We start from the raw sequence: 14,052 nt of genomic DNA, 5'->3' as shown, positions 1-14,052 counted from the left end.
CCTAGGGGGTCGTAGGGGCTGCGGCCCGGGGCGGCGCGTTCGTAGGCTGCCGACCGAATCCTGTCGTCCGACGCCCTGAAAGCAGGCGATTCACCATGACGTCGGTTCTTGTCACCGGTTGCAGCAGCGGTATCGGGCTGGAGACCGCGCTGGCGTTCGCCCGCAGGGGGGACCGCGTCCACGCGTGCGTACGCGATCCCGACACCGCCGGCGAACTGCTCCGCCGCGCCCGGGCCGAGAACCTCACCCTGGACGTGCCCCGGCTCGACGTCACCGACGACGCCTCCGTGGCCGCCGCCGTCCACGGGGTGCGGGAACGGCACGGCGCCATCGACGTGCTGGTCAACAACGCCGGCATCGACCGCACCGGGACCGTCGAGACCATGCCGCAGAGCGACGCGCGCGCGGTGCTGGAGACCAACCTCTGGGGACCGCTGCGCACCGTGCGGGCGGTCCTGCCGTCCATGCGTGCCCAGGGCAGCGGCGTCATCGTCAACGTCTCCTCCCTGGCCGGCCGCACGTTCGCCGTGCCCCACGGCGGTTTCTACGCCGCCAGCAAGGCCGCCCTGGGCACGCTCAGCGAGGCGCTGTCCGCGGAGGTGCGGCCGTTCGGTATCCGCGTCGTGTGCCTGGAGCCCGGCAGCTTCGCCTCACGCATCAACCGCGACAGCTCCGTGGCCGTGGCACCGTCGGACCTGTCCGCGGCCGACCCGTACACCGCCGACCGGGCGTGGACGGCTCGGTTCCTCGCGCGGGTCCAGGAGGGCGCCGGTGACTGCGGCGAGGTGGCCGAGGCGGTCCTCGCCGCCGTCGACGACCCCGGGACGCCGCTGCACACGCCCGTCGGCAAGGACGCGGAAACGGCACTGGAGTACCTGGGATCCGCCTCCTACGAGCAGTGGCTGCCGGCCTTCCTCCAGCAGGCACAGTCCCTCGTCGGTCCCCGGCCCGGAGGCGCCCCGGAGTGAGGTGCCCGCCCCCGGGCCGGAGGCACCGGCCGCACGGTCCGGGGGGACGCTTCCGGCGCGAGGTCCGGTCAGAAGGGCCCGCCGGGGGTGTACGTCCCCCAGATCTCGCGCAGCGCGTCGCAGACCTCACCCACGGTGGCCCCGGCGGACAGGGCCTCCTTCATCGGGTACAGAACGTTGTCGTCCCCGGCCGCCGCCCTCCGTACTCCGGCGAGGTGGCGGTCCACCCGTTCCTGGTCCCGCCAGGCGCGGAGTTTGGCGAGGCGCTCGGCCTGCCGCGTCTCGGCGGAGGAGGAGACGCGGAGGGGTTCGCGAGGTGGTTCGTGCAGTTCCCCCTCGTCGATCCGGAAGCCGCCGGCTCCGGCGGAGCCCCGCTCCCGGGGGACGCGGCAGGGGTTGTCCTCCATCTCGCCTGTCTGGTAGCCGTGTTCGATGGCCGCGACGGCCCCACCGAAGTCCTCGACCCTCCGCATGAGTTCGACCGTGGCCGCCTCGATGTCGTCGGCCGTCCTCCCGACCGGGCAGAGCCCGGAGGAGCGTCCGGCTGCCGCAGGCACGTCCGTGTCGTACGCCAGGGCCCGCAGGCCGCGCGTGGCGGGACGCGCCGCCTCGTGCGCCGACCGGGTGAGGGCCTGCTCGAACGAACCGGTGTGCGGCGGCCGGGTTCCGCCGCGTCCGCGCGAGGGGCCGCCCCGGCCCGCCCCGTGCTGCCCGTCCTCGGCCTGTGTGCGGAAGCGAGGCGCCAGGGACTCGGGGTTCCTCGCGCCGAACTCCTCCCGCATCACCCGCGCCCAGATCCGGCGCGCGGTACGGAATCCTGCGGCCTCCTCCTGGGCTGTCGTGCGGGCCATGAGGACGAAGGAGAGCCGCGGTGCGAATTCGTCGACGTCCAGCCCGGCCGCGACCGCCGCGCGCACGTACTCGATGCCGTCGGCCAGGGTGAACGCGATCTCCTGCGCGGGCGACGCGCCCGCCTCGGCCATGAGGTGGCCGGAGACGGAGAGCGTGCTCCAGTGCGGTATCTCGGCCCCGCAGTAGGTGAACACGTCCGCGGCCAGCCGCAGCGCCGGCTTCGGGGGGAAGATGTACGTCCCGCGCGCGACGTACTCCTGCAGCACGTCGTTCCGGATCGCGCCCCTCAGCACGTCGGCGCCGAACCCCTGCTCCTCCGCCACCAGTTGGTAGAGCAGGAGCAGCAGGGAGGCGGGGGCGTCGACCGTCATCGACGTGGAGACGCTGTCCAGCGGGATCCCGGCGAAGAGGACGCGCATGTCGTCGACGGAGTCGATGGCCACGCCGGTCCTGCCGACCTCGCCGGAGGCGACAGGGGCGTCCGAGTCGTGTCCCATCCGGGTGGGCAGGTCGAAGGCGACCGACAGGTCCGTCGTGCCGTCGGCGATCAGCTGTCCGTACCGGGTGTTGGACTCCCTCGCGGTGCCTGATCCGGTGAACCGACGCGTCGTCCACGGACCCGGCCGGGTGCCGGGCCCGTGGACCGGCTCGACGGGCAGTCCCGGTCCGGGGGAGCGAGGTCGGTTCGTCACCACGGGTTCACGTCCTCGGTTGTCGTCGTCGTGCGCGCCGTGGTGCCGGACTCCCGTGCCGTGGTGCCGGGCGTCGTCCCGCACGGCACCACGGCACCACGGCGCAGGGGCGCCGAGGCGGCTCGGATCAGCCGGTGACGTGGATGGACTGCGACGGGCACAGCTCGACCGCACGGTGGACTTCCTCCAGCAGCTCCGCCCCCGGCCTCTCCTGGAGGACGACGACGAGACCGTCGTCGTCCTGGTCGAAGACCTCGGGGCTCTGCATCGCGCACTGGCCGGAGCCCACACACCGGTCGTGGTCCGTGGTGACATGCATGGCGGGGATTCCGATCGGATCGGCCGTCACCAGGTGACGGGCAGTTCGTAGACGCCGTAGACCATGGCGTCGTCCTTGTACCGCAGTTCTTCCACGGGCACGGCCAGCCGGAGGCCCGGAATGCGGCGGAGCAGGGTGGCGTACACGATCTCCAGCTCCGCGCGGGCCAGGTTCGCGCCCATGCACTGGTGGATCCCGTAGCCGAAGGCCAGGTGGCTGCGCGCCTCCTTGCGGTGGAAGTCGAGGGTGCCGGGGTCGGCGAAGACCCTCTCGTCGTGGTCGGCGGCGTTGTTCAGCGCGAGGATGCCCTCGCCGGCGCGGATGGTGACACCGCCCACCTCGATGTCCTCGACCGCGACCCGGGCGGTGCCCGAGTCCGAGATGGAGAAGACCCGGAGCAACTCCTCGATGGCGTTCGGCAGCAACGTGTCGTCCGACCGGAGCTCGGCCATGTGGTCCGGGTGCTCCAGCAGGGCGAGCACACCCAGCGCGATCATGTTGGCCGTGGTCTCGTGGCCGCCCACGAGCATCATCCGGGCCATGGTCACCACGTCGAGGTGGTCGGCGGCCTGCTCGGTGCGGTTCTTCTCCAGGAACCGGCTGATCAGGTCGTCACCCGGCTCGGTCTCCTTGAGGGTGACCAGCTTGTCGAGGTACATGTCCAGGGCCTGCACCGCCGCCCCGTACTCCTCGGGGGTCAGGTCGTGGTTCATGAGGGCGGCCGACCACTCCTCGAACTGGGCGTGGTCGCCGTAGGGGACCCCGAGCAGTTCACAGATGGTCAGCGACGGCACCGGCAGAGCGAGGGCCTGGACCAGGTCCACCGGGCCGCCCGCTGCCAGCATGGCGTCGATGCGCTCGTCGACGACCTCCTGGATCCGCGGGCGCATCGCCTTCGTCCGCCGCGCCGTGAACTCCGGTATCAGCATGCGGCGTTGTGCTGTGTGGTCCGGCGGGTCCATGGACAGCATCATCAGCCGGACATGGGCCAGCATCTCCTCGGAGATGTGGAACTGGTGCGGGTAGCCGGGACGCTTCAGATTGGAGCTCACACGCGGGTCGCCGAGCACCTGCTTGACGTGCTCGTGCCGGGTGACCAGCCAGGTCGGCTTGCCGTTGACCTTGAGCGAGGCGCGCGACACGGGCTCGTCCGCGCGCAGCCCGGCGTACTCGTCCGGTTCGCTGAACGGGCAGGTGCGTCGCATCGGGAACTGCGGATACGGCGACGCCGTCCCGCCGGCCGGTTCTGCGGACTGGGTCATGGCTGCCTCTCGGACGGAACGGTGGGTGAGGGAAGGCTCATCGGGGTGCCCGGCGTCACCAGGTGACGGGCAGCTCGTACAGGCCCCAGACGATGGCGTCGTCCTTGAAGCGCAGCTCGTCGGCCGGAGTGGCCAGGCGCAGCGTCGGCACCCGGCGCAGCAGCGTGGAGTAGACGACGTCCAGTTCCATCCGGGCCAGGTTCTGTCCGACGCACTGATGGACGCCGTACCCGAAGGCCACGTGGCTGCGGGCCTCGCGGCGTACGTCCAGCCGGTCCGCGTCGGGGAAGACCTGCTCGTCGTGGTTGGCGGCGTTGTTCAGCGGCAGGATGCCGTCACCGGCGCGGATCGTGACATCCCCGAGCTCGATGTCCTCCATGGCCACGCGCGCCGTGCCGGCGTCCGAGATGGAGAACAGGCGCAGCAGTTCCTCCACGGCGCCCGGCATCAGCTCGGGCTCCTCGCGCACGGCGGCGAGCTGGTCCGGGTGCTCCAGCAGGGCCAGCACACCGAGCGCGATCATGTTCGCCGTGGTCTCGTGACCGGTGACCAGCATCAGCTTGGACATGCTGGCGATGTCGGAGTGCTCCACCGCCGGGGTCTCCCGGTTGAACGCGATCAGCCGGCTGATCATGTCGTCGCCGGGCTCGCTCTCCTTCGCGGTGACCAGCCCGTCGACGTAGCGGTCCAGCTCGTAGTGGGCCATGCCCCGGTCCTCGTCGCTGACCTCGTGGTTCATGATGGCCCACGCCCACTGCTCGAACCGGGCGTGGTCCTCGTAGGGGACGCCGAGCAGTTCGCAGATCACCAGGGACGGCACCGGCAGCGCGAGGGCCGTGACGAGGTCCACCGGGCTGTCGCAGCCCTTGGCGAGCATCTCGTCGATCTGCTCGTCCACGAGCTGCTGCACCCGGGCGCGCAGCTCACGCATCCGACGCACGCTGAACTCCGGCGCCAGCATGCGGCGTTGCACCGTGTGGTCCGGCGGGTCCATGGACAGGAAGGTGAGCGGGACCGACTGGAGGATCTCATCGGGCACCGGCACCTGGAGCGGGTAGCCCGGCAGCTTCAGATTGGCGCTCACCCGCGCGTCGCCGAGCACCTTCTTGTACAGGTCGTGGCGGGTGACCAGCCAGGTCGGCTTGCCGTTGACCTTCAGCTGCGCCCGGGAGACCGGTTCGTTCTCGCGCAGCTCGGTGTAGGTGGCCGGAGGGCTGAAGGGGCAGGCCCTACGCATCGGGAACTCCGGGAGGGCGCCCTCGGCGGCCGCTTCGGCAGGTGCAGTCATGGTGTCCTCTTCGCACGGGAGGGAGCGGGCCGCGCCGTTCACCCCGGGGGAGGGCTCCGGCCCGGCGCCGGCGCGCTTTCCGCCGGCCGTTTCCCGCACGCTAAGGAGCGGCGCCCGGGAAGGCCCACCCCTACGGGCCCCTAGCGGTGCGACCCCCGCAGGGGTGCGGCCGTGGTCCCCGTCACTCCCCGTACCACTAGGGGCGGTTAGGGGTCCGTCGAACGTCTGGGCGACGGTTAGCGTCGGCTGCGGACCAGGGCGGAAGCACGGTTCGCCCCGCACCACACGCTCCGCGGTCCCGGCCGGATCTCCTGACCGGACGGCCCCGCACTCCGCAGCCGACTAGAGGTGATCAGCGTGTCCCCGAAACCCAGTGCGCAGGGTCTCGTACCCGGCGTCAAGGGCACCGTCCCCTTCGGGGAGTACCGGACCTGGTACCGCGTGACCGGGGAACTGGGGGCGGGACGCCCCGCGGTCGTCGTCGTCCACGGCGGCCCCGGCAGTACGCACGACTACCTGCTGCCGCTCGCCCGCCTCGCCGAGGACGGCTGGCCGGTCGTCCACTACGACCAGCTGGGCAACGGCGGCTCCACCCATCTTCCCGACAGCGCGCCGGACTTCTGGACGGTCGACCTGTTCCTCGACGAACTCGGCAATCTCGTGCGGGAACTGGGCATCGCCGACGACTACGTCCTGTTCGGCCAGTCCTGGGGCGGCCCGCTGAGCGCACGGCATGCCATGGGCCGTCCCCCCGGCCTCCGCGGTCTGGTCGTGGCCAACGCACCCGCCTCGTACCCAGTCTGGCTCCAGGAGATGGCGCGGCTGCGTGCCGCACTGCCGCCGGACGTACAGGAGACCCTGGTGCGGCACGAGAGGGCCGGCACCTACGAGTCCGAGGAGTACCTGGCCGCGATGCGTGTCTTCTACGACCGCCACGTGTGCCGCCTCACCCCGTGGCCCCGCGACTTCCTCTCCTCCTTCATGGAGATCTACAACGACCCGACGGTCTACTACGCGATGAACGGCCCGACCGAGTTCCACGTGATCGGCTCCCTGAAGGACTGGTCGATCGTCGACGAACTGCACACCATCAGGACGCCCACGCTGCTCCTGAGCGGACGTCACGACGAGGCCACCCCGGCCGTCGTCCAGCCCTACATGGACCACGTCCCCGGGGCCCGCTGGGAGATCTTCGAGGAGTCCAGCCACCTGCCGCACCTGGAGGAGCCGGACCGGTTCTTCGAGGTGCTCACCGACTTCCTCGCCGGCCTGTGACACGCCGCGCCAGGACGCCGGCCCGGGCGTCGCAGACCACTGTGAGAGGAGGCGGGGACCCCGCCATGGCGTACGACACCGCTCTCGTCTTCCCCGGCATGGGGCCCGTCCCGTTCGCCGACGTGGGCCGCTTCATGGTGGCCAACCCCGTGGCCCGGGAACTGGTCGCCGTAGCCGACGACGCCCTCGGCTACTCCCTGGTCGACGCCTTCCGCCGGTCCGAGGGCGACTACTCGGAGGCCGCCCAGGTCGCCTTCTTCGTGAACTGCCTGGCCAGCGCGTACTGGGCGACCGAGCACCTGGACGTCACCCCCGACATCGTGGCCGGCCCCAGTTTCGGGGAGAAGGCGGCCCTCGCGTACACAGGCGCCCTCGAACTGCCCGACGCCGTCCGCCTCACCGCCGAGATCGCGCGGTGCCTCGAATCGTACTTCGCCGAACACCACAAGGACATCGTCACCCTGTCCTTCGTCCGCGCCCCGAGCGAGGAACTGGACCCGATCCTCGCCGAGCTCGACGAGGCGGGCGAGTGGCACGAGATCTCCTGCCACATCGACGACGGCTTCTGGATGGTCTCCCTGGCCGAACACCGCGTCGACTGGATGCGGGAGCGGCTGCGCTCCATCGGCAGCCTCCCCCTGTACACGATGCGTCCCCCCATGCACGCGTCGGTGTTCGCGCCGCTGCGCGCCAAGGCGGAACGCGAGGTCGTCTCGCGCTACACCTTCGTCGACCCCTCCCTGCCGGTCGTCGCCGACCAGGACGGCAGGGTGCTGCGCACGGGCGCGGAACTGCGCACCATGCTGCTCGACGGCTTCGACCACGCCATGAACTGGCCGAGCGTCACCACGGCGCTGAAGGACGCCGGAGTCCGGCGCCTGTGCGTCGCCGGACCCGACAGCCTCTTCGGCCGGGTCCCCCGGACCACCCGCACCTTCGAGGTCGTCGCCGCGCACCCACGCCTGGCGATGACCCCCCGGCGCCGCGCACGCGCCGCCTGAACCGTCCGATCCGCCCTATCCGCAGGAGGCACACCCATGTGGGACGACCAGTTCGAACAGATACTCCGCACCTTCCTGCCGTTCCTGCCCCCGCAGGAGCCGCTGACCGACGACGACGAGCTGAAGGACCTCGGCCTGGACTCGCTGGGCATGGTCCAGCTGCTCGGCACGCTGGAGGACGCGTACCAGGTGCGCTTCCGTGACAGCGCGCTGACCATGGGCACCTTCCGCAGCGCCGGCACGCTGTGGGAGACCGTCGAGGGCATGCTCCAGCGCACCACGAGCTGACGGGACGGACCCCTTGGACGCCACCATGGACGGGGCCCTGTCCGGACGGTTCCTGCGCGGGCTGGCCCTGGCGCCCGACCGGCCCGCGCTGCGGGCCGACGGCGCCACCCTCACCTACCGCGAGCTGCACGAGCGGGCCCTCCTGCTCGCCGGCTCCCTGCTGTCCGGTCTCCCCGACCAGCCGCCCGCCGTGGGCGTGCTGGCCGGCAAGGGACCGTCCGCGTACCCGAGCCTGCTGGCCGGCCTCTACAGCGGGGTCACCGTCGTCCCCCTGCAGCCGGCCTTCCCCGCCGCCCGCACCCGGCAGATGATCGAGGCCGCCGGAGTGGGCGCCCTGCTCGCCGACGACGACGCGCTGCCCGCGCTGACCGCGCTGCACGAGGACGGCCTCACCCTGCCCACGCTGTTCGCCCCCGGCGGGCAGCCGATGCCGGCGCTCGACGTCGACCCCGACAGCGTGCTGAAGGCACCGATGCCGGCCCGCCCGGACGACATCGCCTACGTGCTGTTCACCTCCGGCTCCACCGGACGGCCCAAGGGTGTACCGGTCACCCACGCCAACACCGCGCACTACTTCTCCCTGCTCGACGAGCGGTACGACTTCGGTTCCGAGGACGTCTTCTCGCAGACCTTCGACCTCAACTTCGACTGCGCGATGTTCGACCTGTTCTGCGCCTGGGGAGCGGGAGCCACCGTTGTACCGGTCCCCGCGCGGGAGTACGCGCGCCTGCCCGAGTTCGTGACCGAGCAGGGGGTGACCGTGTGGTTCTCCACGCCCAGCGCGGTCTCCCTGGTGCGGCGCACCGGCGGCCTCGCACCCGGTGCGCTGCCCTCGCTGCGCAGGAGCTTCTTCGCGGGGGAGGCGCTCAGCTGCCAGGACGCCGAGGACTGGGCGGCAGCGGCCTCCGGCACCGTGCTGGAGAACATCTACGGACCGACCGAACTGACCATCACGGTCACCGCGCACCGCTGGCAGCCGGGCCACCGGCACCTGCACGGGATGGTGCCGATCGGGGACGTCCACCCGGGCCACGAGGTGCTGCTGCTGGACGCCACCGGCTCGCCGAGCACCACCGGCGAGGGCGAACTGTGCATCGCCGGGCCCCAGCTGACCCCCGGCTACCTCGACCCGGCCGACGACACCGGACGCTTCCTGGAACGGGACGGCCTGCGCTACTACCGCACCGGCGACCGGGTCCGCAGCACCGAGAGCGACGGCCTGCTCTACCTGGGCCGCCAGGACGCCCAGGTCCAGGTGCACGGCATCCGGACGGAACTGGCCGAGGTCGACGCCGCGGTACGCGCCTGCCCGGGTGTCGAGGACGCGGTGACCGTCGCGGTCCCCGTGGACGGCACGGTCGAACTCGCCGTCTTCCACACCGGCGAACAGGTGACGCCCGCCCGGCTCGCCCGCCACCTGCGGGAACTGCTGCCGGCCGCGGTCGTCCCCCGGGCCTACCACCACCTGGACGCCTTTCCGCTCAACCCCAACCGCAAGACCGATCGCAGGAAGCTCACCTCCCGCGCCGCGGCCCTGCGACAGCAGCCCCCCGGAGCCGGGACCAGGACCCAAGGACGGCAGGAGTCGCAGTGAACGGTCAACCGACAGCGCAGGCCCGCACCGACGCCCGGATACACGACCTGCTCGACGAGGCCACCGCCGAGCACCCTGACGCGGCAGCGGTCACGGACGCCACCGGGCGATGGACCTACCGGGAGCTCACCGCCTGGAGTCACGCCGTCGACGCGTGGCTCCAGGCCCAGGGCATCGGCCACGGCGACCGCGTCCTGGTGCAGCTGGCCAGCACCCGTGAGCTCGTCGCCCTGCTGTACGGCACCGCCCGCCGCGGCGCCGTCCTCGTCCCCGTCAACACGGGCATGAAGGACTACCACCTCCGGGCCGTCGTCGAGAACTCCGAGCCGTCCCTGGTGATCGTCGACGGTGCCGCCGTGTCCCGGGTCTCCGCGCTCGCCGGGACGGTCACCGTCCTCGGCCTGGACGAGGCATGGCAGGCGGTCACCGACCTGCGCGACAAGGAGGCACGGGGCGACGGCGCTCCCGTCCACAGCGACGACCTCGCCGTCCTCGTCTACACGTCCGGCTCCACGGCGGCCCCCAAGGCCGTCGTCTGCCCGCACGGCCGGATGGTCTTCGCCACCGAGGCCATCAACATCGAACTCGGCTACCGTCCCGACGACGTGGTCTTCTGCCGTTTCCCCATCTCCTGGGACTACGGCCTCTACAAGGTGCTGCTCACCGCGGCCGGCCGCAGCGAGATCGTGCTCGCCGACGGTGAGTCCGACCTGGTGCTGCTGCGACGCATCCGGGAGACCCGGGCCACCGTCGTCCCCATCGTGCCGTCCCTGGCCACCATGATCTGCGCGCTGGCCGAACGGGAACCGCGGCAGGACTCCACCGTCCGCATGTTCACCAACACCGGGGCGGCGCTGCCGAAGCCCACCGCCGACGGGCTCCGCACGGCCTTCCCCGGATCCGAGGTGGTCGTCCAGTTCGGCCAGACCGAGTGCAAGCGGGTCTCCGTCCTGCCGCCCGACCAGCAGGACGCCCGCCCCGAGTCCGTCGGCCGCCCGCTGCCCGGCACCCGGGCCTTCACCGTCGACGACGAAGGCAACACGCTCCCGCCCTGGCAGACCGGGGAGATCGTCGTCGAAGGCCCCCACGTCATGCCCGGCTACTGGCGCGCGCCCGAGCAGACCGCACGCGCCTTCCGGCCCGCGCCCGACGGCGGACTGCGGCTGCACACCGGCGACTTCGGACACGTCGACGAGGACGGATACCTCTACTACGAGGGCCGCCGGGACGACATGTTCAAGCACAAGGGCGTCCGCATGAGCACCACCGAGATCGAGGCCGCGGCCACGGACGTACCCGGTGTCCGGGCCGCCGCGGTGCTGCCGCCCGCCCCCGGCCGTGATCTCGCGGTCTTCGCGGAGGGCGGCATCGACCCGCACGTGCTGCTCCGGGAGCTGTCCCTCCGGCTGGAGCCCGCCAAGGTGCCCGGCATCAGCCGTGTCGTCGACGAACTGCCGCTGACCGCGCACGGCAAGCACGACCGCAAGCAGCTCCTCAGCCTTCTGGAAGGAACCACGCCGTGACCGGCACCACCGACCTCGCCCGGCGCTTCGGCACCCCCTCCTACGTCTACGACCTGGACCGGGTCGCGGCGGCCCGGGACGAACTGTTCGCCGCGCTGCCCGACGAGGTGGCCGTGTACTACGCGGCGAAGGCCAACCCGCACCCCGAGATCCTGCGCGAGATGCGGGCCGGCGGCCCCCGGGTCTGCCGCGCGGAGATCAGCTCCGTCGGCGAACTCGACGCCGCGCTGCGGGCCGGCTTCGAGGGGACCGAGATCCTGTACACCGGCCCCGGCAAGACCACCGAGGAGCTGGCCGAGGCCATGACCCGGGGCGTACGGACGTTCTCCGTGGAGTCGCCCGGCGACCTGCGACACGTCGGCGGGACGGCGGTGAGCCTCGGCATCACCGCCGACTGCCTGATCCGGGTGAACAACCCCACCGGGGCCGCCGCCACCAGCATCCGCATGACCGGGGTGCCCTCACAGTTCGGGTTCGACGGCGAGACCCTGCCCGGCCTCGCCGCGGAACTGCGCGACGTACCCGGCACCACCCTGGCCGGACTGCACTTCTTCCCGCTGAGCAACGCCAAGGACGAGGCGAGCCTCATCGCCGAGTTCCAGCACACCATCGCCACCGCCGCCGCACTCCAGCGGGACCTGGGCGTCGACTTCCGCATCGTCGACCTCGGCGGAGGCTTCGCCGCACCGTACGCGGTCCAGGGGCAGCGGCCGGTCTACGGCGAACTGCGCGAAGCCCTGGCCACCTCGCTCGACGAGCACTTCCCCGGCTGGCGCGAGGGCGCCCCGCGCATCGCGTGCGAGTCGGGACGGTATCTGGTCGCCGACAGCGGACACCTGCTCACGAGTGTCGTCAACGTCAAGGACAGCCGGGGCACCCGCTACGTCGTCCTCGACGCCGGGATCAACACCTTCGGCGGCATGTCCGGTCTCGGCCGCATCCTGCCGGTCTCCATCGAGCCGCACGAGTCCGTCGGAACCGACGGAATCCCGGTCCAGCTCGCCGGACCGCTGTGCACACCCGGCGACCTGCTCGGGCGCCAGGTCCCGCTGGCCGACCCGGCCCCCGGCGACCTGCTGACCGTGCCCAACGCCGGTTCCTACGGGCCCACCGCCAGCCTCCTGATGTTCCTCGGCAGGCCCGCTCCCACGGAGATCGTCGTCCGCGGCGACGACCTCGTCTCCGTCTCCCGCATCGAGCACACCCGAACCTACGAACACGGACAGGCCCTGTGATGAGCAATCCCCTCACCCCCACCCCCGGCGACCAGCCCGTCCTCGTGGTGGGCGGCATCTCCGACTCGCACACCTGGAACCTGGTCTACCTCCAGCTCCTCGTCGAGGAGCACGGCCACCGCGTGGTCAACCTCGGACCCTGCGTCCCCGAGGACCTGCTGATCGGCGAGGCCCTCGTGCACGATCCCGCGCTGATCGTGATCAGCAGCGTCAACGGGCACGGTTACCACGACGGCATGCGCACCGTCACCCGGCTGCGCGAGCACCCCGGCCTCGGTGACGTGCCCGTCGTCATCGGCGGCAAGCTCGGCATCGCCGGGCCCTGCGGCGACGAGGAGGAGGCCGCGCTGCGCGCGGCCGGCTACGACGAGGTGTTCGAGGAGTCGGCCGACGGCATAGCCGCCTTCCGCCGGATGCTCGACGCCCTGCCCCAGCGGGCCCTGGTGTGACCGGTGCCGGATTCGGCGCGTTCGTGCGCCGGGCCCACGACGCCGGCCGGCTGGTGGTGCAGCCCCGGATGGGAATGAGCAGCCCCGAGCGCATGCGCGCCGGGCTGCTCGCCACCCGGGACGCCGACGCGACGACCGTCGGCACCCTCACCCTGGACAGCTACACCCGGGTCGGCGACCTGGAGTCGGCACAGCTCGCCGTCCTCGAAGGGGTCGACCTCAACGGCTATCCGCTCGTCAGCCATGAGACGGCCACCACCCGCCGGGTCCTGGACGGCATCCACGGCCCGCGCTTCCCGGTGCAGGTGCGGCACGGCTCGGCGGCGCCCCAGCACATCTTCCGCGCGCTGACGGCCGTGGGGCTCGACGCCTCGGAGGGCGGGCCCGTCTCCTACTGCCTCCCCTACGGCAGAGTCCCGTTGCGTGAGTCCGTCGCCCACTGGACGGAGTCCTGCGAACACTTCTCCACGCTCCGCCGGACCGGCGCCGAACCGCACCTGGAGACGTTCGGGGGGTGCGTGCTCGGCCAGCTCTGCCCGCCCGGCCTGCTCGTCGCGGTCAGCGTGCTCGAAGCGCTGTTCTTCCGCCGGCACGGAATCCGGAGCATTTCGGTGAGTTACGCCCAGCAGACGAATCGGCGTCAGGACTCCGAAGCGGTCGCGGCGTTACGCAGCCTGTGCACGCGGTTCCTTTCCGACACCGAATGGCACGTGGTCGTCTACGCCTACATGGGACTGTTCCCGGAAACCGAGCACGGTGCCCGTCGACTGCTCGCACAGGCCGCCGAACTGGCCGTCGAGAGCGGCTCCGAGCGCCTCATCGTGAAAACCGTGGCGGAATCCCGCCGCATTCCGTCGGTGGCGGAGAACGTGTCCGCGCTGGAATATGCCGCCGCGGTCGCCGAACGCACCGCCCGGGACCCCTTGGAGGGTACCGGGACGGAGACGTACGCCGAGGCGTACGCGCTGGTCGACGCGGTGCTGAACCTGGACGACGACCTCGGCACCGCACTGCTGAAGGCGTTCTCCGAGGGCCGGCTCGACGTGCCCTACTGCCTGCATCCCGACAATGCCGGACTGAGCCGGAGCTATATCGCCGAGGACGGCCGGCTGTGCTGGTCCGACGTGGGAAACATGCCGCTGTCCGGTGTGGTCGACGCCCGCCCGGCGCACACCGTCACCTCCTCGGAGCTGCTCGCCTCCCTGTCCTACGTCCGGCGTTCGTTCGACGACCACAACACCCGCCCGTGAGCGGGGAACCGGCCCGGACCTGCCCCTAGGGGTGCCTAAGGGTGTGGGCCTTCAGG

The 14,052-nt window shown here is 71.7% G+C and carries 13 protein-coding genes; 9 read left to right on the top strand and 4 right to left on the bottom strand.

The genetic code is table 11. The annotated features are described in order from the left end of the window. Nucleotides 1-95 precede the first annotated feature (95 nt). The gene (locus P8A20_RS05560) at nucleotides 96-968 is read left to right on the top strand and encodes an SDR family oxidoreductase (protein ID WP_147960145.1); all 873 of its coding nucleotides are present in this window, start codon (nucleotides 96-98) and stop codon (nucleotides 966-968) included. A gap of 68 nt (nucleotides 969-1,036) precedes the next feature. Here P8A20_RS05560 and P8A20_RS05555 read toward each other — a convergent pair whose 3' ends face one another. The 4 genes from P8A20_RS05555 to P8A20_RS05540 all read right to left on the bottom strand — a co-directional run bounded on the left by P8A20_RS05555 (nucleotide 1,037) and on the right by P8A20_RS05540 (nucleotide 5,381). Next, nucleotides 1,037-2,515, bottom strand: a complete 1,479-nt coding sequence (locus tag P8A20_RS05555; RefSeq protein WP_371934433.1) for a methylmalonyl-CoA mutase family protein — start codon at nucleotides 2,513-2,515, stop codon at nucleotides 1,037-1,039. Between the two features lie 124 nt (nucleotides 2,516-2,639). Continuing rightward, the gene (locus tag P8A20_RS05550) at nucleotides 2,640-2,831 is read right to left on the bottom strand and encodes a ferredoxin (RefSeq protein ID WP_015579411.1); all 192 of its coding nucleotides are present in this window, start codon (nucleotides 2,829-2,831) and stop codon (nucleotides 2,640-2,642) included. Between the two features lie 26 nt (nucleotides 2,832-2,857). Then, entirely contained in the window at nucleotides 2,858-4,093 is a 1,236-nt protein-coding gene (locus P8A20_RS05545; protein WP_147960146.1) for a cytochrome P450, read from the bottom strand. A gap of 55 nt (nucleotides 4,094-4,148) precedes the next feature. Further along, nucleotides 4,149-5,381: a cytochrome P450 gene (locus P8A20_RS05540; RefSeq protein ID WP_147960147.1), complete on the bottom strand. Its 1,233-nt coding sequence runs from the start codon at nucleotides 5,379-5,381 to the stop codon at nucleotides 4,149-4,151. Between the two features lie 357 nt (nucleotides 5,382-5,738). On the opposite strand from P8A20_RS05540, the gene P8A20_RS05535 reads away from it, so the two are divergent. The 8 genes from P8A20_RS05535 to P8A20_RS05500 all read left to right on the top strand — a co-directional run bounded on the left by P8A20_RS05535 (nucleotide 5,739) and on the right by P8A20_RS05500 (nucleotide 13,996). Then, nucleotides 5,739-6,656 (top strand): proline iminopeptidase-family hydrolase, encoded by a 918-nt coding sequence (locus P8A20_RS05535; RefSeq protein ID WP_147960148.1) that lies wholly within the window; start codon nucleotides 5,739-5,741, stop codon nucleotides 6,654-6,656. Nucleotides 6,657-6,721: 65 nt separating this feature from the next. Continuing rightward, on the top strand, nucleotides 6,722-7,657 hold the full coding sequence (locus P8A20_RS05530; protein ID WP_147960149.1) for an ACP S-malonyltransferase: 936 nt from the start codon (nucleotides 6,722-6,724) through the stop codon (nucleotides 7,655-7,657). A gap of 36 nt (nucleotides 7,658-7,693) precedes the next feature. After that, on the top strand, nucleotides 7,694-7,945 hold the full coding sequence (locus P8A20_RS05525; protein WP_147960150.1) for a phosphopantetheine-binding protein: 252 nt from the start codon (nucleotides 7,694-7,696) through the stop codon (nucleotides 7,943-7,945). Nucleotides 7,946-7,970: 25 nt separating this feature from the next. After that, nucleotides 7,971-9,539 carry an AMP-binding protein gene (locus tag P8A20_RS05520; protein WP_306105120.1) on the top strand — a complete coding sequence of 523 codons (1,569 nt, stop codon included), beginning with the start codon at nucleotides 7,971-7,973 and terminating at the stop codon, nucleotides 9,537-9,539. Next, on the top strand, nucleotides 9,536-11,062 hold the full coding sequence (locus P8A20_RS05515) for an AMP-binding protein (RefSeq protein ID WP_147960151.1): 1,527 nt from the start codon (nucleotides 9,536-9,538) through the stop codon (nucleotides 11,060-11,062). The genes P8A20_RS05520 and P8A20_RS05515 overlap by 4 nt, the downstream gene beginning before the upstream one ends. Continuing rightward, a complete protein-coding gene (locus P8A20_RS05510) occupies nucleotides 11,059-12,297 on the top strand; it encodes a type III PLP-dependent enzyme domain-containing protein (RefSeq protein ID WP_306102994.1) in 1,239 nt (412 codons plus the stop codon). Before P8A20_RS05515 ends, P8A20_RS05510 begins: the two co-directional genes overlap by 4 nt. Beyond that, complete coding sequence (locus P8A20_RS05505; RefSeq protein ID WP_147960153.1) at nucleotides 12,297-12,746, top strand: cobalamin B12-binding domain-containing protein; 450 nt, start codon at nucleotides 12,297-12,299, stop codon at nucleotides 12,744-12,746. Before P8A20_RS05510 ends, P8A20_RS05505 begins: the two co-directional genes overlap by 1 nt. Next, on the top strand, nucleotides 12,743-13,996 hold the full coding sequence (locus P8A20_RS05500) for a methylaspartate mutase (protein ID WP_306102993.1): 1,254 nt from the start codon (nucleotides 12,743-12,745) through the stop codon (nucleotides 13,994-13,996). The genes P8A20_RS05505 and P8A20_RS05500 overlap by 4 nt, the downstream gene beginning before the upstream one ends. Nucleotides 13,997-14,052: the final 56 nt, after the last annotated feature.

The organism is Streptomyces sp. Alt3, assembly GCF_030719215.1.
Classification (GTDB): Bacteria; Actinomycetota; Actinomycetes; order Streptomycetales; family Streptomycetaceae; genus Streptomyces; species Streptomyces glycanivorans.
This window is presented reverse-complemented; position numbering and strand designations above follow the sequence as displayed.